24 protein-coding genes are annotated in these 22,810 nt (G+C 63.1%); 5 read left to right on the top strand and 19 right to left on the bottom strand.

The window, feature by feature from the left end:
* Positions 1–17 precede the first annotated feature (17 nt).
* Entirely contained in the window at positions 18–869 is an 852-nt protein-coding gene (locus SAB01S_RS06715; protein WP_062732299.1) for a class I SAM-dependent methyltransferase, read from the top strand.
* 3 nt (positions 870–872) lie between these two features.
* Here the strand turns inward: SAB01S_RS06715 and SAB01S_RS06710 are convergent, their stop codons facing one another.
* Positions 873–1,652 (bottom strand): SDR family NAD(P)-dependent oxidoreductase, encoded by a 780-nt coding sequence (locus tag SAB01S_RS06710; protein WP_062732298.1) that lies wholly within the window; start codon positions 1,650–1,652, stop codon positions 873–875.
* A 37-nt stretch (positions 1,653–1,689) separates the two neighbouring features.
* Positions 1,690–2,580, bottom strand: coding sequence for a metallophosphoesterase family protein (locus SAB01S_RS06705; RefSeq protein WP_062732297.1), 891 nt, complete (start codon positions 2,578–2,580; stop codon positions 1,690–1,692).
* A gap of 70 nt (positions 2,581–2,650) precedes the next feature.
* Between SAB01S_RS06705 and SAB01S_RS06700 the strand changes: the two genes are divergently transcribed.
* Entirely contained in the window at positions 2,651–3,547 is an 897-nt protein-coding gene (locus SAB01S_RS06700) for a diacylglycerol/lipid kinase family protein (RefSeq protein WP_062732296.1), read from the top strand.
* Between the two features lie 71 nt (positions 3,548–3,618).
* On the opposite strand, the gene rpmE is transcribed toward SAB01S_RS06700, so the two are convergent.
* The 12 genes from rpmE to rpsB form a co-directional block, all read right to left on the bottom strand.
* Positions 3,619–3,843, bottom strand: coding sequence for a 50S ribosomal protein L31 (gene rpmE, locus SAB01S_RS06695; RefSeq protein ID WP_009822308.1), 225 nt, complete (start codon positions 3,841–3,843; stop codon positions 3,619–3,621).
* A 112-nt stretch (positions 3,844–3,955) separates the two neighbouring features.
* Positions 3,956–4,396 carry a 3-hydroxyacyl-ACP dehydratase FabZ gene (gene fabZ, locus SAB01S_RS06690; protein WP_021225284.1) on the bottom strand — a complete coding sequence of 147 codons (441 nt, stop codon included), beginning with the start codon at positions 4,394–4,396 and terminating at the stop codon, positions 3,956–3,958.
* A 43-nt stretch (positions 4,397–4,439) separates the two neighbouring features.
* A complete protein-coding gene (locus SAB01S_RS06685; RefSeq protein ID WP_062732295.1) occupies positions 4,440–5,090 on the bottom strand; it encodes an OmpH/Skp family outer membrane protein in 651 nt (216 codons plus the stop codon).
* On the bottom strand, positions 5,090–7,732 hold the full coding sequence (gene bamA / locus SAB01S_RS06680) for an outer membrane protein assembly factor BamA (RefSeq protein ID WP_062732294.1): 2,643 nt from the start codon (positions 7,730–7,732) through the stop codon (positions 5,090–5,092). Before bamA ends, SAB01S_RS06685 begins: the two co-directional genes overlap by 1 nt.
* An 86-nt stretch (positions 7,733–7,818) precedes the next feature.
* Positions 7,819–8,952 (bottom strand): RIP metalloprotease RseP, encoded by a 1,134-nt coding sequence (gene rseP / locus SAB01S_RS06675; RefSeq protein WP_062732293.1) that lies wholly within the window; start codon positions 8,950–8,952, stop codon positions 7,819–7,821.
* Positions 8,949–10,106: a 1-deoxy-D-xylulose-5-phosphate reductoisomerase gene (locus SAB01S_RS06670; RefSeq protein WP_062732292.1), complete on the bottom strand. Its 1,158-nt coding sequence runs from the start codon at positions 10,104–10,106 to the stop codon at positions 8,949–8,951. The genes rseP and SAB01S_RS06670 overlap by 4 nt, the downstream gene beginning before the upstream one ends.
* 5 nt (positions 10,107–10,111) lie before the next feature.
* Positions 10,112–10,891, bottom strand: coding sequence for a phosphatidate cytidylyltransferase (locus tag SAB01S_RS06665; RefSeq protein WP_062732291.1), 780 nt, complete (start codon positions 10,889–10,891; stop codon positions 10,112–10,114).
* Between the two features lie 3 nt (positions 10,892–10,894).
* Positions 10,895–11,674: an undecaprenyl pyrophosphate synthase gene (gene uppS, locus SAB01S_RS06660; protein ID WP_062732290.1), complete on the bottom strand. Its 780-nt coding sequence runs from the start codon at positions 11,672–11,674 to the stop codon at positions 10,895–10,897.
* A gap of 44 nt (positions 11,675–11,718) precedes the next feature.
* Positions 11,719–12,276 (bottom strand): ribosome recycling factor, encoded by a 558-nt coding sequence (gene frr / locus SAB01S_RS06655; RefSeq protein ID WP_062732289.1) that lies wholly within the window; start codon positions 12,274–12,276, stop codon positions 11,719–11,721.
* A gap of 6 nt (positions 12,277–12,282) precedes the next feature.
* Complete coding sequence (gene pyrH, locus SAB01S_RS06650; RefSeq protein ID WP_062732288.1) at positions 12,283–13,008, bottom strand: UMP kinase; 726 nt, start codon at positions 13,006–13,008, stop codon at positions 12,283–12,285.
* A 208-nt stretch (positions 13,009–13,216) separates the two neighbouring features.
* Positions 13,217–14,143 carry a translation elongation factor Ts gene (tsf, locus tag SAB01S_RS06645; RefSeq protein WP_062732287.1) on the bottom strand — a complete coding sequence of 309 codons (927 nt, stop codon included), beginning with the start codon at positions 14,141–14,143 and terminating at the stop codon, positions 13,217–13,219.
* 111 nt (positions 14,144–14,254) lie between these two features.
* Positions 14,255–15,013, bottom strand: coding sequence for a 30S ribosomal protein S2 (rpsB, locus tag SAB01S_RS06640; RefSeq protein WP_009822321.1), 759 nt, complete (start codon positions 15,011–15,013; stop codon positions 14,255–14,257).
* Between the two features lie 255 nt (positions 15,014–15,268).
* Between rpsB and SAB01S_RS06635 the strand changes: the two genes are divergently transcribed.
* On the top strand, positions 15,269–15,502 hold the full coding sequence (locus SAB01S_RS06635) for a hypothetical protein (RefSeq protein ID WP_062732286.1): 234 nt from the start codon (positions 15,269–15,271) through the stop codon (positions 15,500–15,502).
* 3 nt (positions 15,503–15,505) lie between these two features.
* Here SAB01S_RS06635 and SAB01S_RS06630 read toward each other — a convergent pair whose 3' ends face one another.
* Together SAB01S_RS06630 and SAB01S_RS06625 are read right to left on the bottom strand one after the other, a co-directional pair.
* Entirely contained in the window at positions 15,506–16,231 is a 726-nt protein-coding gene (locus SAB01S_RS06630) for a CDP-alcohol phosphatidyltransferase family protein (protein ID WP_062732376.1), read from the bottom strand.
* A 70-nt stretch (positions 16,232–16,301) separates the two neighbouring features.
* Positions 16,302–17,036, bottom strand: coding sequence for a phosphatidylserine decarboxylase (locus SAB01S_RS06625; RefSeq protein WP_062732285.1), 735 nt, complete (start codon positions 17,034–17,036; stop codon positions 16,302–16,304).
* A gap of 155 nt (positions 17,037–17,191) precedes the next feature.
* On the opposite strand from SAB01S_RS06625, the gene SAB01S_RS06620 reads away from it, so the two are divergent.
* Positions 17,192–18,415 carry an NADP-dependent isocitrate dehydrogenase gene (locus SAB01S_RS06620; RefSeq protein ID WP_062732284.1) on the top strand — a complete coding sequence of 408 codons (1,224 nt, stop codon included), beginning with the start codon at positions 17,192–17,194 and terminating at the stop codon, positions 18,413–18,415.
* Between the two features lie 217 nt (positions 18,416–18,632).
* On the top strand, positions 18,633–20,246 hold the full coding sequence (locus SAB01S_RS06615) for a bifunctional GNAT family N-acetyltransferase/carbon-nitrogen hydrolase family protein (RefSeq protein ID WP_062732283.1): 1,614 nt from the start codon (positions 18,633–18,635) through the stop codon (positions 20,244–20,246).
* Positions 20,247–20,321: 75 nt separating this feature from the next.
* Here SAB01S_RS06615 and SAB01S_RS06610 read toward each other — a convergent pair whose 3' ends face one another.
* The 3 genes from SAB01S_RS06610 to SAB01S_RS06600 all read right to left on the bottom strand — a co-directional run bounded on the left by SAB01S_RS06610 (position 20,322) and on the right by SAB01S_RS06600 (position 22,801).
* Positions 20,322–20,696 (bottom strand): hypothetical protein, encoded by a 375-nt coding sequence (locus SAB01S_RS06610; protein ID WP_062732282.1) that lies wholly within the window; start codon positions 20,694–20,696, stop codon positions 20,322–20,324.
* Positions 20,697–20,982: 286 nt separating this feature from the next.
* Positions 20,983–21,996: a beta-N-acetylhexosaminidase gene (gene nagZ / locus SAB01S_RS06605; RefSeq protein ID WP_062732281.1), complete on the bottom strand. Its 1,014-nt coding sequence runs from the start codon at positions 21,994–21,996 to the stop codon at positions 20,983–20,985.
* Between the two features lie 91 nt (positions 21,997–22,087).
* Positions 22,088–22,801, bottom strand: a complete 714-nt coding sequence (locus tag SAB01S_RS06600) for an SPOR domain-containing protein (RefSeq protein ID WP_062732280.1) — start codon at positions 22,799–22,801, stop codon at positions 22,088–22,090.
* Positions 22,802–22,810 lie beyond the last annotated feature (9 nt).

Genomic DNA, 22,810 nt, shown 5'->3' with positions numbered 1-22,810 from the left:
TCTGCACAAGGCCCGCCATGGATTCCCGCCCCGACATATTCGATTCGGCCCTGCGCGCCCGGCGGCGTGACCGGATGCTGCCCGCTTATGCGGACCATGATTTCCTGCATCAGGCGATGCTCGACGAATTGCTCGACCGACTGAGAGATGTGCAGCGCGACCTGCCCGAAGCGCTGGTGATCGGATGCCCCGACGGCCGCGCGCGCGCTGCGCTGGAGGCGATGGGCAAACGCGTCGCCTGCGTCGATCCGTCCTTTCTGGCCGCCCGCGCCGCCAGTGGCGTGCAGGCGGATGAGGACGCCCTGCCCTTTGCCGACGATAGTTTCGACCTGGTGCTGGCATGCGGCACGCTGGACAGCGTCAATGACCTGCCTGGCGCGCTGATCCTGATGCGACGGGTGCTGCGGCCCGACGGGCTGATGCTGGCCGCCCTTGCCGGCGCGGGCAGCCTGCCGCGCCTGAAAGCGGCTCTGCTTGCCGCTGAAGGGGATCGAGCGGGCCAGCATATCCATCCGCAGGTGGACGTGCGCGCCGCGGGCGATCTGCTCAGCCGCGCCGGATTCGCCATGCCGGTGGCCGATGGCGAGACGCTGACGATCCGCTATGGCGACATCGTGCGACTGATGCACGACCTGCGCGGCATGGGGGCGGGCAATGTCCTGACCCACCGTCCGCCTGCGCTCACCCGCAACGTGCTGATGCGGGCGGCGGCGCATTTCGCCGACGGAGCCGATCCCGACGGGCGCGTCGCCGAGCAAATGACGCTCATCTATCTGTCCGGCTGGAAACCCGATCCCAGCCAGGCGAAGCCGGCCCGACGCGGCAGCGCGACGGTATCGCTCGCGCAAGCGCTTAAGCAACCGGATTGATCATCAGCCCGGCGATGCGGCTGAGCCAGCCAATAGTCCGCCGTCAATGTCGATTTCCGTGCCGGTGATATAGGTTGCTTCGTCGGAGGCCAGCAGCACTGCGACCGCAGCGACCTCTTCGACCCGGCCAAAGCGTTTGAGCGGCGTGTCGGCCACCAGCGCCGCCATTCGGGCCTGCCGGTCGGGACCGCCCCCTATCATCGCATCCCAAATCGGCGTCATGATCGCGGCGGGATGGATAGAGTTGCAACGGATTTTCCATCCCTGCTGCGCGCAATAGAGCGCTACGCTCTTGCTATGGTTGCGGATCGCCGCCTTTGATGACGCATAAGCGGCTGCGCCCGGAATGCCGACCAGCCCGGATCGGGACGACATGTTGATGATCGCCCCCTCGCCCTTTCGCTTCATCGCGCGAATGGCGTAGCGACAGCCCAGGAAGGTGCCGTCGAGGTTCACGCGGTGCACCGCATGCCATTCGGACAGACCGGCATGTTCGGGGTCATGGCGAGTGCCGGCCTCCTCCAGACCAGTGATGCCCGCATTATTGACCAGCACGTCGATCTCGGGATGCATTTCGAGCAATCGTTCCCAGTCGGCTTCTTCGCCAACATCCAGCCGTTCGAAGCGACAGCCAATCGCGCTCGCGCTTTCACGGCCCGCCGGTGCGTCGATGTCCGTCAAAAGCACATCGGCGCCTTCCCGATGAAAGGCCTCGACGATTGCGCGCCCGATGCCACGCGCACCGCCTGTCACGACGCATGTTTTTCCCGCCAGCCGCGCCATATCGCCTCCATTTACCCAGATGCGGCAAGAGAAACCGTCAGTTTGCCGCCGACGTCAAGCCCGCAGGGACCGTCATGGCCCCTACCCGCGCCGGCTCTATCACCTCCTTCGCGGTCCATTCCTCGTTATCGCGGACATATTCCACATGGCTGGCGCGGCGGAAGCTGGCGCCGTCCCAGACGATCACTTGCAGGTCCATCTCATTATTGCGACGGACATGCAGCCAGTTGAAGCTTTGCGGTTCGTCATTGCGCAGGCGGGTGGAGGTGGCTGTCCCGGCCTGGATGACCAGCGCGCCGCCGCTGTGGGCGACCATCTTGTCGGCGGCTTCCGCATAGGTGCGATGGAAATGGCCGGCCAGCGCCACATGGACGCCCGCCTCGCACGCGGCCTGCACGGCATCATCATGCCGCCCGACCGCTTCGCTCAGTTCATTGCCCCGGCCGATCGGCATGGAAAAAAGCGGGTGATGCGTCACCAGGATGCGCGTCTTGTCGCGGGCGACCCGGCCGAAGCGATCGCGTATCATATCCATCTGGTCATGATTGATCCGCCCATCCTTGATCGTCAGCGATCGGGCCGTGTTGATGCCCAGGATCGCGACTTCATCGTCTTCGTAGAATGGGCAGAGGTCGTGGCTGATATAGCGGCGGTAGCGGCGCAGCGGAGCCAGGAAACGGCGCACAATGTCATAGAGCGGCACGTCGTGATTGCCCGGTATGACAAGCGTTTTGAGGCCAGCGGCGCGCAACTTGCCCAGCCAGGCAGCGGCCTGTCGGAACTGGTCGACCCGGGCGCGCTGCGTGAAATCGCCGCTGATGACGACCAGGTCGGGGCGACGCGCCTCGAGCCAGGCGGTGGCGGCGTCAACGATCCTGGGATCGTTCGCGCCGAAATGAATGTCGGACAGGTGAGCGATGCGGGCCATGCCAAGGTAACGAATCGCGCGCAAAGGGTTTCCGGCCGGAGCCGAATCCATCGGGCGGAGTTATTGCGGCATGGAAACGACGGACTTGCCCAAGGACGCGATACTGGTCGTGAACGCCCATAGCCGGCGCGGCCAGGACAATTTCGATCAGGCGCGCGAGAAGTTGGAATCTGCCGGCGTCAGGCTGCTGGCCGCCCATGCGGTGAAAGACCCCGAGCAGATGGCCGCCACCGTGCGTCAGGCGATAGCCAGCGGCGCGCCCATGGTCATCGTGGGCGGCGGCGATGGGTCGATGTCGGGCACGGTCGACGAATTTGTGGGGAAGGATTGCGTGTTCGGCGTGCTGCCTCTGGGCACCGCGAACAGCTTTGCGCGCACGCTTGGACTGCCGCTGGATCTGGACGGCGCGGTGCAGGCCATTGCCACCGGGCGGCGGCGGCGCGTTGATCTGGGGATGGTGGATGGCGACTATTTCGTCAACGCCGCCTCCCTGGGCCTGTCACCCATGATTGGGCGCACGGTGCCGCATAAGTTGAAACGCTATCTCGGCCGGATCGGATATCTGGCGTGGGCCGCAAAATGCTCGGTCGGCTTTCGCGCCTTTCGCCTGACGATCGATGACGGGACGCAGGAACATCGCATGTGGTCGACGGAGGTGCGGGTGCTGAACGGCCCCTATCATGGCGGGGTCGAACTGTCCGATCATGCCGACGTCGATACCGGCGAGATCGTCATCCAGGCCGTGGTCGGCCGCAGCAAGCCGCGCCTCGCCTGGGACTGGTATGCCAAATTCTTCAAGCTGCGGGATCGCGACGCGCACACCCGCGAATTTCACGGCAAGTCGTTCCGTATCGAAACCCGGCCGCGCCAGCGCATCTCCATCGATGGGGAGGTGCTGGCGCGTACACCCGTCACGGTTAGGATCGCCCCCGGCGCTGTCGATGTCGCGGTGGCGCGCGATGAGTAGCCACCGGATCGCAAGCAACAAAAAAGGGCGCCGATCGCGGCGCCCTTCTCTATTCGTGCCGTGTCGGCCGATTACTTCTTCAGCGTCAGACCACCAAAACGCTTGTTGAAGCGCGCCACCTGGCCGCCGGTGTCGAGCTGGCGGTTGCCGCCCGTCCAGGCCGGGTGCGACTTGGGGTCGATGTCGAGCGCCAGCGTGTCGCCTTCCTTGCCCCAGGTCGAGCGGGTCTGGAACGTGGTGCCGTCGGTCATCTGGACGGTGATCATGTGATAATCGGGGTGGGTATCGGCCTTCATGGCAATATGCTCCTTTGGTGGCCGGTTTCCGACCGGCCGGATGCGAAAATAAGCGAAGGCGCGCCGTTAGCGGTTTCGGCGCGCCAAAGCAAGCATGGTAATAAGCGGGCGGTCAGTCCTGCGGCGGATCGGTGATCATCGCGACGAAATTCGCCTCCGACGCCAGCTTGCCGTCGATCGTCGCCTTGCCGCTGAACTTGCAGATCGCGCCCCGGTTCTGCGTCACTTCGACATGCAGGTCGAGCAGGCAGCCCGGTTCCACCGGCGATCGGAACTTCGCGCCGTCGATGCTCATGAAATAGACGAGCTTGCCGGAATCGGCGAGGTTCATCGATTCCACCGCCAGCACGCCGGCCGCCTGGGCCATCGCCTCGACGATCAGCACGCCCGGCATGATCGGACGGGTGGGGAAATGCCCCTGGAAAAAGGGTTCGTTGACCGACACCGCCTTGATCGCGTGGATCGACTGGTTGGGCACCAGCGACACCACGCGGTCGATCAGCAGCATCGGGTAACGATGCGGCAGCGCAGCCATGACCCGACGGACATCCATCGGGCCACGCGCGTTCGTTTCAACCTCTCCGTTCATTCTTGTATCAGCGCGACTTGGGCGCCTGCGCCGGGGTTGCGGGCGCTGCGGCGGCCGCGCCCTGCGCCTGGCCCGGCTGCCAGCCGGCCGGCGGGGTGATGCCGACGCTGGGGACCAGCGCATTGAGTTCGGTGATGACGGCCGGCGTGATGTCCGCGTTCGCGCCAAAGCTTTCGGTCGCTGCCTTCTTGAAGACGATTTCCGATTTGGTCTTGGCGGTTGCGGCCTTCAGCGCGTCGTCCAGCTTGGCGACGATCTGCTGTTCGACATAAGCGCGGGCCAGCGCTACCGGCTGGGTCAGGCGCTGCAATTCGGCCTGGCCGGTCTGCTGCGCCTGCTGCAACTGCTGGAACTGGGTTTCCAGCGCCGGTGTCGACTTGTTGCCGGCGGCCTTGTAAGCGGCCTGCAGCGCGTCATTCTTGGTCTTGAGATCGGTTTCGATCGCGCTGCGACGCGAAGCGATCTGGTCCAGCTGCGGCTTGTAGGTGGTCTGCATCTGGGTCATCGCGGTGGTGAAGGCCGTGCTCTTGGCGACGGCTTCCTCCAGATCGACGACGGCGATGCCGGACTTGGTCTGGGCTGCGGCCGGGACAGCAGTCAGCGCTATGGCGGTCATGGGCGCGAACACCAGTGCCGCGGCTTTAACGAGTGTCTTCATCAGAATTGAGTCCCCACATTGAAGGTGATGAGCTTGTTGTCGTCCCCTGGTTCCTTGAGCAGGGCCTTGGCGATGTCGATGCGGAACGGACCAAAGGGCGAGTTCCAGTTGACGCCAAAGCCCACCGACAGACGCGGCTTGAGCGTGTCGCCGAGATATTCTTCTTCGAAATTGCCGCCCGAGAAAGTGTAGTTGGCAGGGCATATCGGCGCTCGGGCCGTACCGTCTGCGCGCACGGTGGTCGAGCCGGTGGGCGCGCCCGTGCCCGGCGCACAATAGCCGGCAAAGTTGATCGTATCTGGATCCTTGATGCCTGCGACCGCGCCCGCGTCCACGAACACGGATGGCCGCAGTCCCATTTCGCGCGCTGCCGAACCCAATGGAATTTGGACCTCAGCCCGCGCCAGATAATAAATCTTGCCGCCCAGCGCGTCGTCGGAGATATTATTATTGCTGTTGGTGCGGATATAATTGCCCGTGGACGCACCATCCTCATCCGTTTCTGCGGTCAGATAATAGCGCTTCACGCGCGGGCCTACGCCGCGAATATCGAAGCCACGGAATTGCGGTTCGCCCAGGAAGAAGCGATCGACCAGCCGCACCTTTTCGACCAACGCGCCCGACGCATCGCGCCGTTCGCCTTCCAGGCTGTGGATATAGCCGCCCTCGCCCGACAGGGAGAAGATGAAACCACCGCCCAGCGGCCAGAACTTGGACGCCGACAGGCGCGTCTTCACATATTTGACGTCACCGCCAAGGCCCGCAAAATCCTGGCTCAACACAACATTGTTGCCGCGCGTCGGGCGAATGCGATTGTCGCGCGTGTCGTAGATCAGCGAATAGCCCACCGACGATGTCGTCCGCTTGCCGATCGCATCGCAGAGATAGCGGCCCGCCAGCAATGGGTCGCACTGGCCATCCGTGTAATAAGTGTCCTCGTCCAGCGTCACATCGTCGAAGTTGAGGCTGTAGCGCAGCGCCAGCGACATATATTCGGTGATCGGCACGCCCGCACGGATCTGGAAACCCGTGGTGGTCTGCTCGTAGGTGGTGTCGCGATCATTATTGGTCAGATAACGGAAGCTGTTGAGGTCGCGGCGATAGATGTCGCCACCCAGCGCGATATTCTTGTCCATGAAATAGGGTTCGGTGAACCCGACCTCGATCGACTTGGAATAGGCGGAATAATTGACCGACGTGCGCAGTTCCTGGCCCTTGCCTCGGAAATTGCGCTGGGTGATCGATGCTGCGACGATGAAGCGCTCCAGCGAGGAGAAACCGGCCGACAGCGACAATTCGCCAGTCGATTTTTCCTGCACATTGGTTTCCAGCACGATGCGGTCGGGCGCAGAGCCGGGCTTCTGCTCGATATCCAGCTTTTCCTGGAAGAAGCCGAGCGAATTGATCCGGTCCTTCGACCGCTTGACCAGGAAGCTGTTGAACGCATCCCCTTCGGCCAGGCGGAATTCGCGGCGGATGACCTTGTCCTGCGTCAGCGTGTTGCCGTTAATGTCGACCCGTTCGACATAGACGCGCGGCGCATTGGCGATGCGGAAATTAATCCCCATCGTCAGGTCTTCCTTGTTGCGGTTGAAGTCGGGCTGCACGTCAGCAAAAGCATAGCCGAACAGGCCGGCGGTTTCGCTAAGCGTATCGACCGTATCCTCGACCAGCTTGGCGTTGTACCAGTCGCCCGTCTTCATCGGCAACCGCTTGGTCAGGCTTTCGCCCGACAGGTCGCGAATGTCCGATTCGACCTTCACATCGCCGAACTTGTAGCGATCGCCCTCCTCCACCACATAGGTGATGATGAAGTCCTGCTTGTCCGGCGTCAGTTCCGCCACGGCGGAAATGACGCGGAAATCGGCATAGCCTTCGGTCAGATAGAATTGGCGCAGCTTCTGCTGGTCATAGGCCAGGCGATCGGGGTCATAGCTGGTGCCCGATGAGAAAATGCGGAACCAGCGCGACTGCTTCGTCACCATCTCGCTGCGCAGTTCGCCATCGCTGAACTTGTCATTGCCGATGATGTTGATCTGGCGGACCTTGGACTTAGGCCCTTCGGAAATTTCAAAGACGATATCGACGCGATTCTGGTCGAGCTGCACCATCTTGGGCTCGATGGTCGCGGCGAAGCGACCCTGGCGGCGATACAATTCGACGATGCGGGCGACGTCGGCGCGGACCTTCGACCGGGTATAGATCTGGCGCGGGGCGAGCTTGATTTCCGGACGGATCTTGTCGTCCTTCAACCGCTTATTGCCTTCCAGCACGATGCGGTTGATGACCGGATTTTCCTTCACCTCAACCGTCAGCGCGCCATTGTCGTTGCGGATCTGGACGTCGGCGAACAACTCGGTTTCGTACAGGTCGCGCAGCCCCTGATCGAGGCTTTCCTGACTGTAGGGCTGGCCGATGCGGAGCTTGGTGTAGGACAGCACCGTGTCCGGCTCCAGCCGCTGCGTGCCGGTGACGGTGATCGACCGGATCGTCCCCTGCGCGGCTGGCGCTGCGGTCGTCGCAGGCGCGGCCAGCGGCGCGGCGGCATCCTGCGCCACCGCCGGAACCGCCGTGAGGCCCGCGATCATGGTCGTCGCCAACAGGGCGGCCACGATCGGGCGCTGCCTCATGCTGCTGTTCATCGCTGTCACCCGCTCCACCTCAAACGCAAAAAAATGTTTCCGTCGCAACAGACGACGCCAAGCCGCGCTTCCCTGCCCGAAGCGCGTCAGCCGATCAAGCCGGACAGGCTTTTCCAAAGCCCGAAAGACGACAAATCGTTGAAAGTCACCAGCAGCATCATCGCCATCAGCACTGCAAGGCCGGACCTGTAGGCCCATTCCTGCGCCTGCGCACTGACCGGGCGCCGCTGCACCGCCTCAATCCCGTAAAAGAGCAGATGCCCGCCATCGAGCATGGGGATTGGCAACAGGTTGATGAACCCCAAGTTAATCGAGATGAGCGCGACGAAGAAGATAAAGCTTTCCAACCCCAGCGTCGCGGCCTGCCCAGACACCTGCGCGATCTTGAGAGGCCCGCCCAGTTCCTTGACGGATCGGCCGCCGCTGACGATCTGACCCAGCGTTTCGACCATGGTGCGCACGATCTGCCCGGTGCGCTCTACCGCCACGACCGGCGCGCGCAGCAGGCTGACGCGCTCGACCACGGGTTCGCCAGCGCCGATGCCCAGCCGGCCGACGCGGAATTTCTGGCCGAAACCGTCATCCTCCATCACCGCGCCGATCGTTGTGCGCACGTCAAGCCGCCGACCGTTCCGCTCGATCGCCACATCGACCGGCTCGCCCGGACGGATGCGCGTATACATCACCATGTCGGTGTAAGTGTCCATCGCCCGCCCGTTGAAGGACAGGATGCGATCGCCCACCTTGATACCGGCGGCGTCCGCTGCGCTGCCCTGTTCGACGATTCCCGCAACCGCCGGCGTACGGCTTTCGCCATGGACCACGGCGAAGGTCGCGATAATCAGCATGGCAAACAGGAAATTGATCGCCGGCCCTGCCGCCACGATGGCGGCGCGTTGCCACAAGGGTTTGGCGGGGAAGCTTTCCGCCCGATCCTTCGCCGACATTTCCAGCCAGGCCGGATCGGTCATGCTGGCGGCGTTCATGTCGCCCTTGAAGCGGACATAGCCGCCCAAGGGCAAAGCCGCGACACGCCAGCGCGTGCCGCGCCTGTCCACCCAGGCGAAGAGTTCGGTACCAAAGCCGATCGAAAAGGCCTCCGCCTTCACCCCGAACCAGCGGCCGACCAGATAATGGCCGAGCTCATGGACGAAGACCAGCGGTCCGATGACCGCCACAAAGGCCAGCACTGTCAGCAGGAAGCCGGGATTCTGGATCAAACCGTCAATCTTTCCATCGTCTGACCCGCAAAGAGGCGGGCCTGCGCGTCGGCCGCCAGCACGTCCCCGATCGTGCTGGGCCGCCCCGCGCTATAGCGGTCCAACACATCCTCCACAATCATGGCAATATCAAGGAAGCCGATGCGCCCCGCCAGAAAAGCGGCCACCGCGACTTCGTTGGCGGCATTGAGGATTGCGGGGGTCGCCCCCCCTTCCGCAGCCGCCGCGCGGGCTAGGCGGAGCGCAGGAAAGCGTTCAGCATCAGGCGCTTCAAAGTCGAGCCTGCCAATGGTCGCGAGATCCAGCTTCTGGCACGGCGTGACGATACGGTCCGGCCAGGCCAGCGCATGGGCGATGGGAATACGCATATCCGGCGAACCCAATTGCGCCAGCGTCGAACAATCGCGATATTCGACCATCGAATGGATCACCGATTGGGGGTGGACGAGTATCTCTATGCGATCAAGGCCCACCGGGAACAGGTGATCGGCCTCGATCAATTCCAGTCCCTTGTTCATCATCGTCGCGCTGTCGACGCTGATCTTCGCGCCCATCGACCAGTTGGGATGCGCCACCGCCTGCGCCGGGGTGATGCCGACCATCTCGGCGCGGCTGCGCGATCGGAACGGGCCGCCGCTCGCCGTCAGGATGATCCTTGAGACATCGTCGATGGAACCGCCGGCAAGGCACTGGAAGATCGCATTATGCTCGCTGTCGACCGGCAGCAGCGTCGCGCCCGATTCCCGCGCCGCCGCCATCATCAGGCCACCGGCCGACACCAGCGATTCCTTGTTCGCCAGCGCCACCGTGCCGCCGGCTTTCAACGCAGCCATGGTGGGCGTGAGGCCCGCACAGCCGACGATGGCCGCCATGGTCCAGTCCGCGCCGGCTTGCGCTGCGTCGACCAGCGCCGCTTCTCCCGCAGCCGCTTCGACACCCGATCCGGCGAGCGCATCCTTGAGCGTGCCATAGAGATCGTTCTGCGCAATGACCGCCAGTTTTGCGCCGGTCGCCTTCGCCTGCGCCGCCAGCCCGTCGACATCGCGATGCGCGGTCAGCGCCACCACGCGATAGGCGTCCGGTTCGCGCTGGACGAGGTCAATCGTGGACAGGCCGACCGATCCGGTGGCGCCAAAGATGGAAACGCTTTTCATGCCGCTCAAACAGCCTGCGCCAGAAGGATGTAGCACAGCGCCGCCAGGGGTGCCGCAGCAACCACCCCGTCCAGCCGGTCCAGCACGCCGCCATGGCCGGGCAGCATCGTGCCGCTGTCCTTGACCCCGGCGCGGCGCTTCATCGCGCTTTCCAGCAGATCACCCAATTGCGCCGCGACCGCCAGCAGTCCGCTCGCCGCCGCCAGCTGGATCGGCAGGCCGGCAAAACGGTGCAAAAGAAAACCCAGCATCAGCGCCGCCAGCACGCCGCCCGCGAGGCCCGACCAAGTCTTGGACGGGCTGATCCGCGGCGCCAGCTTTGGCCCACCGATCGACCGTCCCGCAAAATAGGCGCCGATATCGGTCGCCCACACCAGCCCGAGCGCCCAGAAGGCGAGCAGCAAGCCATAAGCATAGGGCGGCTGACCCCGCAGGAACAAAAGGGCGGTGACGGGAATGCAGATATAGGGGACACCTAGAGCCAGCACGATATTGCGGCTGGTGAAGGCGATGAAGAAGAAGGCCGCTGCCCCGGCGATCAGCACGGGCCAATCAATACCGGCCGCCAACGGGCACAGCAGCGCCAGGGGAATGGATATGGAGAACATTGCGGCCTTGCGCTGCTCTGCGGTGGCGCGGGTCAGATCCCCCCACTCGCCCTGCATCAGTACGCCCGCAACCACCAGCAGAAGCCAGAAAATAATTCCGCCGGCCAGCAAAGCGCCCAGCGCCATCGCAATCAGCGCGACGCCAACAATGGTCCGGGTCCGAAGGTCGCTGACCATCAGTTACAACCCGCCAAAGCGGCGGTCCCTCATGCGAAAGGCGTCCAGCGCCTGACCAAGCGCCTGACCGTCGAAATCGGGCCAGAGCAGGTCCGTGAAATAAAGTTCGGCATAGGCTGCCTGCCAGAGCATGAAGTTACTGAGCCGCAATTCGCCAGACGTCCGGATGAGCAGGTCGAGCGGAGGCAGTCCTGATGTGTCCAGTTCGCCGTCGATGTCGGCAATGCCGATATCGCTCGCGACCAGTTCGCCGCGCGCCACCTTCTGCGCGATACGCTGCGCCGCGCGCACCATTTCGTCCTGCGCGCCATAGTTGAGCGCGATCGCGATGACCGGGCCGCTATTGCCGGCGGTGCGCGCCATCGCGCCTTCGATCAGCGTCACCAGCGAGGGATCGAGCGCACGATAATCCCCGATGACCTTCAACCGCACGCCATTTGCGTGAAATTCGTCAATATCGCTCTGGATGAAATGCTGCAACAGTCCCATCAGGTCGGCCACTTCGCTCGCCGGTCGTTTCCAGTTTTCCGACGAAAAGGCGTAGAGCGTCAGGCATTCCAGGCCCATGTCCTGCGCGGCGCGCGCGACCCGGCGCACCGCCTCCACCCCCGCGCGATGCCCGGCGATCCGTGGCAGCAGACGCTTTTTCGCCCAACGCCCATTGCCGTCCATGATGATGGCGACGTGGCGCGGTCCCGATGACGGCGCGGCCACGCCATCGACGGCGCGGGCGCCATCGGCTGACGCGATGCTGGACAGGTTGGACTGGGCGTGTGTGGCCATCAGGAAGACAATGCGTGCGTTGGCCGCGAAAGGAAAGCCCCGGCTTACTGGCCGAGAATTTCCTTTTCCTTCGCGCTAGTCATCGCATCGATATCAACGATGGTGGAATCCGTCAGTTTCTGCACTTCGGTTTCCAACCGCTTACGCTCATCCTCGCTGATTTCGCCCTTCTTTTCATCGGTCTTCAAGCTGTCCATGCCGTCGCGGCGGACGTTGCGCACGGCGACGCGAGCGCCTTCGGCATATTTGCTGGCCAGTTTGGCCAGTTCCTTGCGGCGCTCTTCAGTGAGATCCGGGATCGGCAGGCGCAGCGTCTGTCCGTCGACGATCGGGTTGAGGCCCAGGCCCGCCGAGCGGATCGCCTTGTCGCACGGGCCGACATTGCTCTTGTCCCACACCTGCACCGACAACATGCGCGGTTCGGGCGCCGACACGGTCGCGACCTGGTTGAGCGGCATATGCGCGCCATAGACTTCGACCGTCACGGGATCGAGCAGTTGCACGTTGGCGCGGCCGGTGCGCAGGCCAGTCAGGTCGCCCTTGAGCGATTCAACGGCGCCCGCCATGCGGCGTTCCAGATCGGCTTTGTCATATTGCGGCATGGGTCTTCAACGCTCCTGATTTTGCACGATCGTCGCCACGCCTTCGCCCGCCAGCACCTTGGCCAGATTGCCGGTCTCGCGGATGTTGAAGACGACGATGGGGATATTATTTTCGCGGCACAGGGCGATGGCGCTGGCGTCCATCACCTTGAGATTGTCATTGAGCACCTGGTCGAAGCCGATGCTGTCATAGCGGGTGGCGTCGGCAACCTTCTTGGGATCGGCATTGTAGATGCCGTCGACGCTGGTCCCCTTGAACAGCGCATCGCAATTCATCTCGGCCGCGCGCAACGCTGCGGTGGTGTCTGTGGTGAAGAAAGGGCTGCCGGTGCCGGCGGCGAAGATCACGATCCGGCCCTTTTCCATATGCCGCTCGGCCTTGCGCCGGATATAGGGTTCGCACACGCTGGCCATCGGAATGGCGGACTGGACGCGCGTGTCATAGCCCAGTTTTTCCAACGCATTCTGAACGGCAAGCGCGTTCATGACCGTGGCGAGCATGCCCATATAGTCGGCGCTTGCCCGGTCGAAGCCCTTGGCCGCACCAGCGAGGCCACGGAAAATATTGCCGCCGCCGACGACCACGCAGATTTCGAAACCCGCATCCTTCGCCGCCGCGATTTCGCCCGCGACGCGCGCGACCGTTTCCGGCTCAATGCCGAACTGCCCCTGCCCCATCAGCACTTCGCCGGACAATTTCAGCAGGATGCGCTTGTAGGCGGGCCGGGTCATGCGAGGCGAGAATCCTTGGTTCGGGTTTAGGGAAGCGGCCAGACATTAGAAGGGCCGGGCCGCAATGGGAAGGGCGATTGTTGCTGGCAAGCAGCTTATCCCCGCCGGACGGGCCAGGGGACGTCAATAACGCCTGCCCATCACATGTGAAAAGAGGAGCGACCCTGCGGCCGCTCCCCCCTTTACCATATCACTGCGAAACGGCGGCTCAGACGCCGGCGGCGGCAGCCACTTCGGCGGCGAAGTCGCTGACTTCCTTCTCGATGCCTTCGCCGAGCTGGAAGCGGACATAGGATTTCAGTGTGATGGTCGCGCCGGCATCCTTGGCTGCCTTGGCAACGACGTCAACCACCGGGGTCTTGTTGTCCATCACGAACAGCTGGCTGAGCAGCGCCTGTTCCTTGGCGAACTTGGCGACCGCGCCGTCGACCATCTTGGCGACGATTTCGGCGGGCTTGCCGCTTTCCGCCGCCTTTTCAGCCGCGATGGCCCGCTCGCGCTCCAGCAGGGCCGGATCGATATCGTCGGCCGACAGCGCCAGCGGGAAAGCGGCGGCGATGTGCATCGCCAGCTGCTTGCCGAGCGGCTCCATGACGTCGGCCGGCGCATCGCCTTCCAGCGCGACCAGCACGCCGATCTTGCCCAAGCCGGGCGCAGCGGCATTGTGGACGTAAGGGACGACGACGCCCTGACTCACTTCGACATGGCCGACGCGACGGACATTCTGGTTTTCGCCGATGGTGGCGATGTTCGACACCAGCTTTTCATTGACGGTGCCGCCGCCGGGGTAAGCGGCGCTGGACAGCGCTTCGGCGTCGGCAGCGCCGGTTTCGAGCGCAACCGTGGCGACGGTGCGGACGAAATCCTGGAACTGGTCATTCTTGGCGACGAAGTCGGTTTCGCTGTTCACTTCAACAGCAACGCCCTTGGTGCCGGCGACGGCGACGCCGACCAGACCTTCCGCCGCGGTGCGGCTGGACTTCTTCTGCGCGGCGGCCAGGCCCTTGGCGCGCAGCCAGTCGGTCGCGGCTTCCAAGTCGCCATTGGCTTCGGTGAGCGCCTTCTTGCAATCCATCATGCCCGCGCCCGAACGGTCGCGCAGTTCCTTGACGGCGGCAGCGGTAATCTCGGCCATGTTTCGGCTCCTAAGTTTCGATGTTTCAAACAAGCGGTATTTAGATGCACACTAGGGCGCGTTCCGGTGGAGCGCGCCCTAGCCTGTCATGTTTGCAGTTGCGCGACGCTCTTAGGCTTCGGCGGCAACCTGCTCGACTTCGGGCTCGTCCAGAGCGCCGATATCGACGCCCGACGCCTGCTGCGCACCACGGTTGCCCTTGGTGGCGGCGGCGGCGACGGCTTCGCAATAGAGGCGGATCGCGCGGCTGGCGTCATCATTCGCCGGAACCGGGAAAGCGATGCCGTCAGGCGAGACGTTCGAATCGAGGATCGCGACGACCGGGATGCCCAGCGTGTTGGCTTCCTTGATCGCCAGCTCTTCCTTGTTGGCGTCGATCACGAACATGACATCGGGGATGCCGTTCATGTCGCGGATGCCGCCCAGCGAAAGTTCCAGCTTCTCGCGCTCGCGCGTCATCTGGAGCACTTCCTTCTTGGTGAAGCCGTGGGTGTCGCCCGACAGCTTTTCCTCAAGGGTCTTCAGGCGCTTGATCGAACCCGAAATCGTCTTCCAGTTGGTGAGCATACCGCCCAGCCAGCGATGGTTGACGAAATGCTGGCCCGACTTGCGCGCGGCGTCCGCGATCGGATCCTGCGCCTGGCGCTTGGTGCCCACGAACAGCACCTTGCCGCCGGCTGCGACGGTCGCCGACACGAAGTCGAGCGCACGGCCGAAGAGCGGCACGGTCTGGCTGAGGTCAAGGATGTGGATGCCGTTGCGCTCGCCGAAGATGTACGGCTTCATGCGCGGATTCCAGCGGTGGGTCTGGTGGCCGAAATGGGCGCCAGCCTCGATCAATTGGTGCATGCTGACGACAGGGGTCGCCATAATCTTTCTCCTTCCGGTTGCTACCTCTGGGAATCGGGAACCGTCGCACGGCCTGAAAGGCCGGTCTGGCACCGGATATGGTGATTCCCATGTGGAATGGGCGCGCCTTTATACGTCAGGCGTCCGAAAGGCAAGGGTTGACAACCGCCCAACACAGGAACATAAGGAGAACAGACGGAACAAATACGGTTAAAGGCCGTTCAACCCGTCATAGTGAGACATGCCGTGCAAATGGCAAGACAGAAAGTGACGATCATGTTCACGCTTGTTGCCGCAACCTTGTTTTCCGCCGCATTCCTGCTGGCTGCCGGAACCATCGCCTGGATGTTCGCAGCCTATCATGACAAGATGGTTGCGGCCCTTCTGTTTCAGCCCATCCCTCAGACGCCGCAAGTCTATCATATTCGCGTCAGTCGTCCGCGCATGACGCATCGTCTGCGCGCGGCAGGCGCACCCTCGCCGACGCAGGCTCCCCTGTCGGCGGCGTGATCTTCACACTGACGCAGCGGCGTCCCGCTGTTTCCTGACGCGGGCATAGGATAGGACGCCAAAGGGGATGAGCGCGACATATCCCGCACACAGGATCAATAATGTCAGCCAGGGATCGGTAACGAGCAACGCCGCCAGCAGGCCGGCTACCGCGATGGCCTCCAGCCGGATGCGTTTGCGAAGGCGCAAGGCGGACCAGCTATAAGTCGCGATGCTGGATATCATCAGGAATGCCGTGAACGCCGTCCACGGTGCGACAATATACCAGGCCCGAAAAATGTCGGCGCCTGTCACCAGCCAGAGATAAAGCGGCACGAAGGCGAGCCCCGCCCCCGCCGGCGCGGGCACACCCGTCAAAAAGCCCGCCGATTTGTGCGGCTGTTCATCCGCATCGATATTCGCGTTGAAACGGGCGAGCCGCAGCGCACAGGACAGGGCGTGAGCCAGCGCGAAAATCCATCCAAATTTCGGCATGGCGTGCAGCGACCAGAGATAGAGGATCAGCGCTGGCGCAACGCCGAAGGCGATCGAGTCCGACAGGGAATCGAGTTCCGCGCCGAACCGGCTCTCTCCGCGCAGCAGCCGGGCGATCCGTCCGTCCAGCCCATCCAATACGCCGGCGAACAGGATCGACAATACGGCCCGCTCCCATTCGCCGGAGATGCCGTAGCGCACCCCCGTCAGCCCGAAGCAAAGCGCCATGGCGGTGACGGCATTGGGCGCCACCATGCGCAGCGTGATGCCGCGACGCAATCCGCGCGGAATGGCGCGACGCTGACGGCTCATGATCGGCCCGCCATCACTGCTGAATTCCCGGCACGACGCGCGCGTCCCCAATTTGTCCCAGGATGGTTTCACCAGCCACGGTTCGCTGCCCCAGGATCACGCGCGGCGCGGTGCCGGCGGGCAAATAGACGTCCACCCTGCTGCCGAAGCGAATAAGGCCGATACGCTGGCCTGCGGCCACCATGTCGCCCGGCTTGACGAAGGGCACGATGCGACGCGCCACCAGACCCGCAATCTGCGTGAATCCGATGCGCAGCCCGTCATGCCGCTCCACCAATATATGCTGCCGCTCATTATCCTCGCTCGCCTTGTCGAGATCAGCGTTCAGGAACTTGCCCGAAATATAGACCACCGACTTGATCGTCCCGCCGATCGGCGTGCGGTTGATATGCACGTCGAACACGCTCATGAAAATCGACACGCGAATGAGCGGCTGATCGCCAAGGCCGTCGACCCCTGCCATCTCGCGCGGCGGCGGAACCCGCTGGATCAGTGTGACAAGGCCATCGGCCGGCGCGATGATCGCGCCTTCATCCTGCGGCACGGCGCGCACGGGATCGCGGAAAAAGGCGAAAACCCAGATCGTCACCATCAGCATCAGCCAACCGACAACGTCCCAGCCGACCAGAAACAGCACTGCGGTGATCGCCGCGGCAATCAGGCCGAACTTCATGCCTTCGGGGTGGACCGATGGCCAACGCCATTTGACATTGCCGCCAGCGGCGATCGTGATTTCGTTATTTTCCATGGACTCGTCTTAGGCAGAGACTGATGCGCTGACAACGACCGATGCCGCCTATGGCTCCCGGCATGCGCTTGCGCGGCTTCCGCAGTTGAACATTGCCGCCGCTTTGCCTAGGGCGATGGCAAATTCCACCCGAGAGAAGAAAGCGAAGACGCGCTATGGCGAAGATCAAGGTGAAGAACCCCGTCGTCGAGATTGACGGCGATGAAATGACCCGGATCATCTGGGAATGGATCCGCGAGCGTCTGATCCTCCCCTATCTCGACATCGACCTTAAATATTATGACCTGTCGGTCGAGAAGCGCGACGAAACCAACGACCAGATCACCATCGATTCCGCCAACGCGATCAAGCAATATGGCGTGGGCGTGAAATGCGCCACCATCACGCCCGACGAAGCGCGTGTCGAGGAATTCAACCTGAAGCAGATGTGGAAGTCGCCCAACGGGACGATCCGCAACATCCTGGGCGGCGTCGTCTTCCGCGAGCCGATCGTGATTTCCAACGTCCCGCGCCTGATTCCCGGCTGGACCAAGCCGATCGTGGTCGGCCGTCATGCCTTTGGCGATCAGTATCGCGCGACCGATTTCAAGGTGCCGGGCGCCGGCAAGCTGCGCCTGGTGTTCGAAGGCGAGAATGGCGAGACGATCGACCGCGAAGTTTTCGACTTCCCCGGTTCGGGCGTCGCCATGGCCATGTACAACCTTGACGATTCGATCCGCGACTTCGCCCGCGCCTCGTTCAACTATGGCTTGAACCTCAAATGGCCGGTCTACCTGTCGACCAAGAACACCATCCTCAAGGCCTATGACGGTCGCTTCAAGGATCTGTTCCAGGAGGTGTTCGAAACCGAAGGCTTCGACCAGAAGTTCAAGGACGCCGGCATCGTCTATGAGCATCGCCTGATCGACGACATGGTCGCCTCCGCGCTCAAGTGGAGCGGCGAGTTTGTTTGGGCGTGCAAAAATTACGACGGCGACGTCCAGTCGGACCAGGTGGCGCAGGGCTTCGGCAGCCTTGGCCTCATGACCTCCGTCCTGCTCTCCCCCGATGGCAAGACGGTCGAGGCCGAAGCCGCGCACGGCACCGTGACGCGCCACTATCGCCAGCATCAGCAGGGCAAGGCGACGTCGACCAACCCGATCGCGTCCATCTTCGCCTGGACCGGCGGCCTTAAGTTCCGCGGCAAGTTCGACGACACGCCCGATGTCGTGAAGTTCGCCGAAACGCTGGAAAAGGTCTGCATCCAGACCGTGGAGAGCGGCAAGATGACCAAGGATCTGGCGCTGCTGATCGGCCCGGAACAGGCGTGGATGACCACCGAGCAGTTTTTCGAGGCGATCCGCGTCAATCTGGAAACCGAAATGGGCAAGTGGAACTGATCCCGCTCGCCGCGGTTTCAATACGCTAACGGAACGAGGCGGCGCCGGGCATCCGGTGCCGCCTTTTTCTTTGTGACTCACGTCTCAAGGCCGTTCGTCCTGAGTAGCCACTGAGCGAAGTCGAAGTGGCGTATCGAAGGGCCTTCGCGCAAACGGTCCTTCGATACGGGTCATCGACAAGCCCAGCCCCTATTCAGGGCGAACGGAGATAAAAACCATGACCACCACCGCCAAGAAGCGCCTTGAGGTCCGTGCGGCCGTTCCTTCGGATGTGCGGGGCATCCAGCGGCTGATCGCCCGCGCCTATCCGGGCATGCCCAATTATTCGCTGGCGACGATCCGGGGGCAGATCAACAATTTCCCCAATGGCTGCTTCGTCGCGCTCTATGACAGCAAGGTGGTTGGCTATTGTGCGACGATGCGCGTCAGCAAGGCGATGGCCTTTGCCCGGCATGATTGGGAGGAAATCACCGCCAACGGCTTTGGCACACGCCATAGCGCGGCCGGCGAATGGCTTTACGGCTATGAAATGGCGGTCGATCCCAAGCTGCGGGGCCTGCGCATCGGCCAGCGGCTCTATGACGAACGCAAGGAACTGGCCGAGGAACTGGACCTGCACGGCATCGTCATCGCCGGCCGCATGCCCGGCTATGCCAGGGCCAAGCGGCGCGCCGGCAGCCCGCAGGACTATCTGGACAAGGTCGTCACGGGAAAGATGCGCGACCAGGTCATCAGTTTTCAGCTGAAAAACCAGTTCGAGCCGCTGGGCGTGCTGGAAAATTACCTGCCCGAAGACAAGCAATCGGACGGCCATGCCGCGCATCTGGTGTGGCGCAACCCATATGTCGACCCCGACGAAGCGCCCGAAATGCGGGTGCCGCGCGGGGTGGAAAGCGTCCGGCTCGCCACCTGCCAGTTGCAGGCGCGTGCGGTCGAGGATTTCGACGAATTCATTCGCAACATCGAATATTTCGTGGATGTGGCGGCGGATTACCGGTCTGACTTCATCATCTTCCCGGAACTGTTCACCCTGCCCCTGCTGTCGTTCGAAACCAAGAAGCTGTCACCCATGGAGGCGATCGACAAGCTCACCAATTACACCCCGCGCCTGACGCGGGAATTGGGGCGCATGGCGCTGGAATATAATATCAACATCATCGGTGGTTCGCATCCGACGCGCGCCGAGGATGGCGACATTCAGAACATAGCCTATGTCGCGCTTCGCGACGGGTCGATCCACACGCAGGAAAAAATCCATCCTACCCCGAACGAAGCCTTCTGGTGGAACATCAAGGGCGGGGATTCCCTGGACGTCATCCAGACCGACTGCGGCCCGATCGGCGTGCTCATCTGTTACGACAGCGAATTTCCCGAACTGGCACGGCGGCTGGTGGACCAGGGTGCACGCATCATCTTCGTCCCCTTCTGCACCGATTCGCGCCTGGGCTATATGCGGGTGCGCTATTGCGCGCAGGCTCGCGCGATCGAGAACCAATGCTATGTGGTCATGTCCGGCAATGTCGGTAATCTGCCCAATGTCGACAATATGGACATCCAATATGCCCAGAGCGCCATCCTGACGCCCTGCGACCTGCCCTTCGCGCGGGATGGCATCGCGGCGGAATCGACCGAAAATGTCGAAACGCTGACCATGGCCGATGTGAACCTGGCCGACCTCAGCTGGGCGCGGGCGGAAGGCACGGTGCGCAACCTGCGCGACCGGCGGTTCGACCTTTATCACATCGACTGGGACAACAACCCCGACAATGGCCATGCGCCCAGCGGCGGCCCGGTGCCGGCCGGCGGGCATAACGCACCGGGGGGTGGGTGAGAGTGGCGCGACTGCAATCAGAAAGCGGCCTTTGATCCAGATGGCAAGTCGAAGGCGGACGGTCAAATCTGGTAATTAGTTGCCATTGGCGAAGTTCGGATAATATGCCCTGTAATCCGGGTGTTCGGCGAAAAGAGCAGCGAAGTTCTCCCCGTCCTTAAAGAACATCGTCAACTGCTTGCCAATTTCAGGATCAGTCCAATCCTCAATGGCAATCGAGGCGTCCAGAGAGCCGTGCTGATCAGTGATAGCGGTTAATACGAGGCCCCTATCGCCTCCATAGTCGCCCTCAACCACGTTTGCGTGCACACTGGACTTATAATCAGAAGTAGGCGAAAACGGCCCGAAGGCGACGCCCATTGGCGGGTCCAGATGCTTTAGAGTGGCAGTGCCGACCAGCATCTCACCCTCAAATACTTGGATTTGCATAAGGCAGGCTTTCACGCTCATTGAATATCCGCAAGCGGGCGATTGTTGCCGAACGATTTTTTTCCGAGCGACGTCAGCGTTCGCCAATAATCTCTAAAAGCTAACGGTCCGCGATCCACCCAACCCCGTCATTCCCGCGAACGCGGGAATCCATCTCTCGACTATAGCCTATGTGCCGTGCTGGGAATATGGATCCCCGCCTTCGCGGGGGATGACGATATGAAACATATGGTCCGCTTCCTACCCTTTCGTCGTTCCCGCGACCCGAAGGGAGGCATGAACCAGGCTGTCCACCCTTCCCGCCCAATCAACCCGCCACCGGCTCCAGCAGCTGATCGCGCGTTGCCAGCAATTGCTCCAGCGGCGGCTGTTCACCTGCCCGCGTGACGCTAGCCATGGCACGGTCCAGCCGCGCGCGCGACAGATCGCTCATCTCCGGCAGCTTTTCGGCGATGCCGACCATATCCTCCATCCGCCCCCAGCAATTGAGCGCCAGATCACATCCGGCCGCAACGACGCCGGCGGCGAGGTCGGGGATCGAGCCTTTGAGCGCCTTCATGTCGAGATCATCGGACATCAACAGGCCATCAAAGCCGATGCGTTCCCGGATGATCCCGCCGATCACCGCAGGCGACAGGCTGGCGGGCCGGTCGGCATCCCAGGCGGTATAGACGACATGCGCCGTCATCCCCATCGGCGCGCTTCGCAATGTGTGGAAGGGCGACAGGTCGCTTTCCAACGCCTGCGCGTCGGCGGTGACGACCGGGAGTTCCAGATGACTGTCCACCAGCGCGCGGCCGTGGCCGGGCATATGCTTGACGATGCCGACCACGCCGCCAGCCGCCAGCCCTTCCAGCACAGCGCGCCCCAGCGCGGCGACGCGCATCGGCTCCGCCCCCAGCGTGCGGTCGCCCATGATGTCGCTCGCCCCATCCTGCCGTACGTCGAGCAGCGGCAGAGCGTCGACCGTGATCCCGACTTCCGCCAATGTCAGCGCGATGGCATGGGCATTGGCGTAGGCCGCGGCAATCGCGCTGGACGGGGCGCCATCATAAAGCCGGTCGAAGATCGCTCCAGACGGAAAGCTGGGCCAGACCGGAGCCTGCATTCGCGCGACGCGCCCGCCCTCCTGGTCGATCATGATGAGCAGGTCGTCACGGCCATGGAGCGATCGCAGATCGTCGGTGAGCGCGCGAACCTGCGCCCGGTCGGCGATATTGCGTTTGAACAGGATGTAGCCCGCCGGGTCCGCCTCGGCAAAGAAGGCGCGTTCGTCGGGGGTGAGGGTTTCGCCGGACAGGCCGAAGATGACGGGTTTCATGCGCGGATATCTAACGCCACCCCTTGACCCTGTCGAAGCGCAAATGACGCACCGACCATAACCGGCGGTGCGTCCCCGGCGCCCCTGCCTGTCAGTTGACGACCAGGCAGCTTTCCCCGGCTACCTTCAACCGGCCGCAGATAGTGCTCGCCTGCGCGCCCGCGCTGGCGCGAAGGCGATAGACGGTGCCGCCGCCCACCTCGGCCGATTCGACCGTCATCGCCAGTGGCGCCAGATAGGCGAACCGCTTTGACAAGCGGCCCCAGGCGTCCTTGGCCCCCGATGCGCTGCCATAAGCGCCCAGCTGGATCGTCCCGCCCGCTGCCTTGGCCTGTTTGACCGGCGCGGCCTGTTGCGACGTTTCGTCCGTGACCGGAGCCGATACGCTCTGCCCCGCCTTAGGCGCGACGGAGGGTTTGGCATTGACCGGCGCGGGCGCGGTGCCGGTGATGGGCGCTTCGGGCACGCGGCTGGGGTCGATGCGCCCGTCGCGCGCGACGCCCTCGCTCGCGGCAAAGCTGGCGTCGCCTTCGCCGGCAAATTTGCGGGCGTCGGCTTCGTTCGCCGGAATCTTGTAATTGCCTTCGGGCGCGGCGATCAGTTCGCCAGCGCCGCCTGCGCCATTGCGATTCTGCGCCCACCAGATGCCGGCGACGACCCCGCCGATCAGCAGCAGGCCCAGCAGGATCAGGCCGAGCATGCGGAGCGGCGAAATCCGCTCCTCCTCTTCGTCGATCGCCGGTTCCAGCCAGGGCAGCCGATCGTCGTCGTCCAGATCCAGTCGGCCCCGCGCATAATCGCCCATCGTCAGAAT

Origin of the sequence: Sphingobium abikonense NBRC 16140 (assembly GCF_001598335.1) — a bacterium.
Taxonomy (GTDB): domain Bacteria; phylum Pseudomonadota; class Alphaproteobacteria; order Sphingomonadales; family Sphingomonadaceae; genus Sphingobium; species Sphingobium abikonense.
The sequence above is the reverse complement of the archived record's forward strand: the minus strand, read 5'-3'. Positions and strand labels throughout refer to the sequence as shown.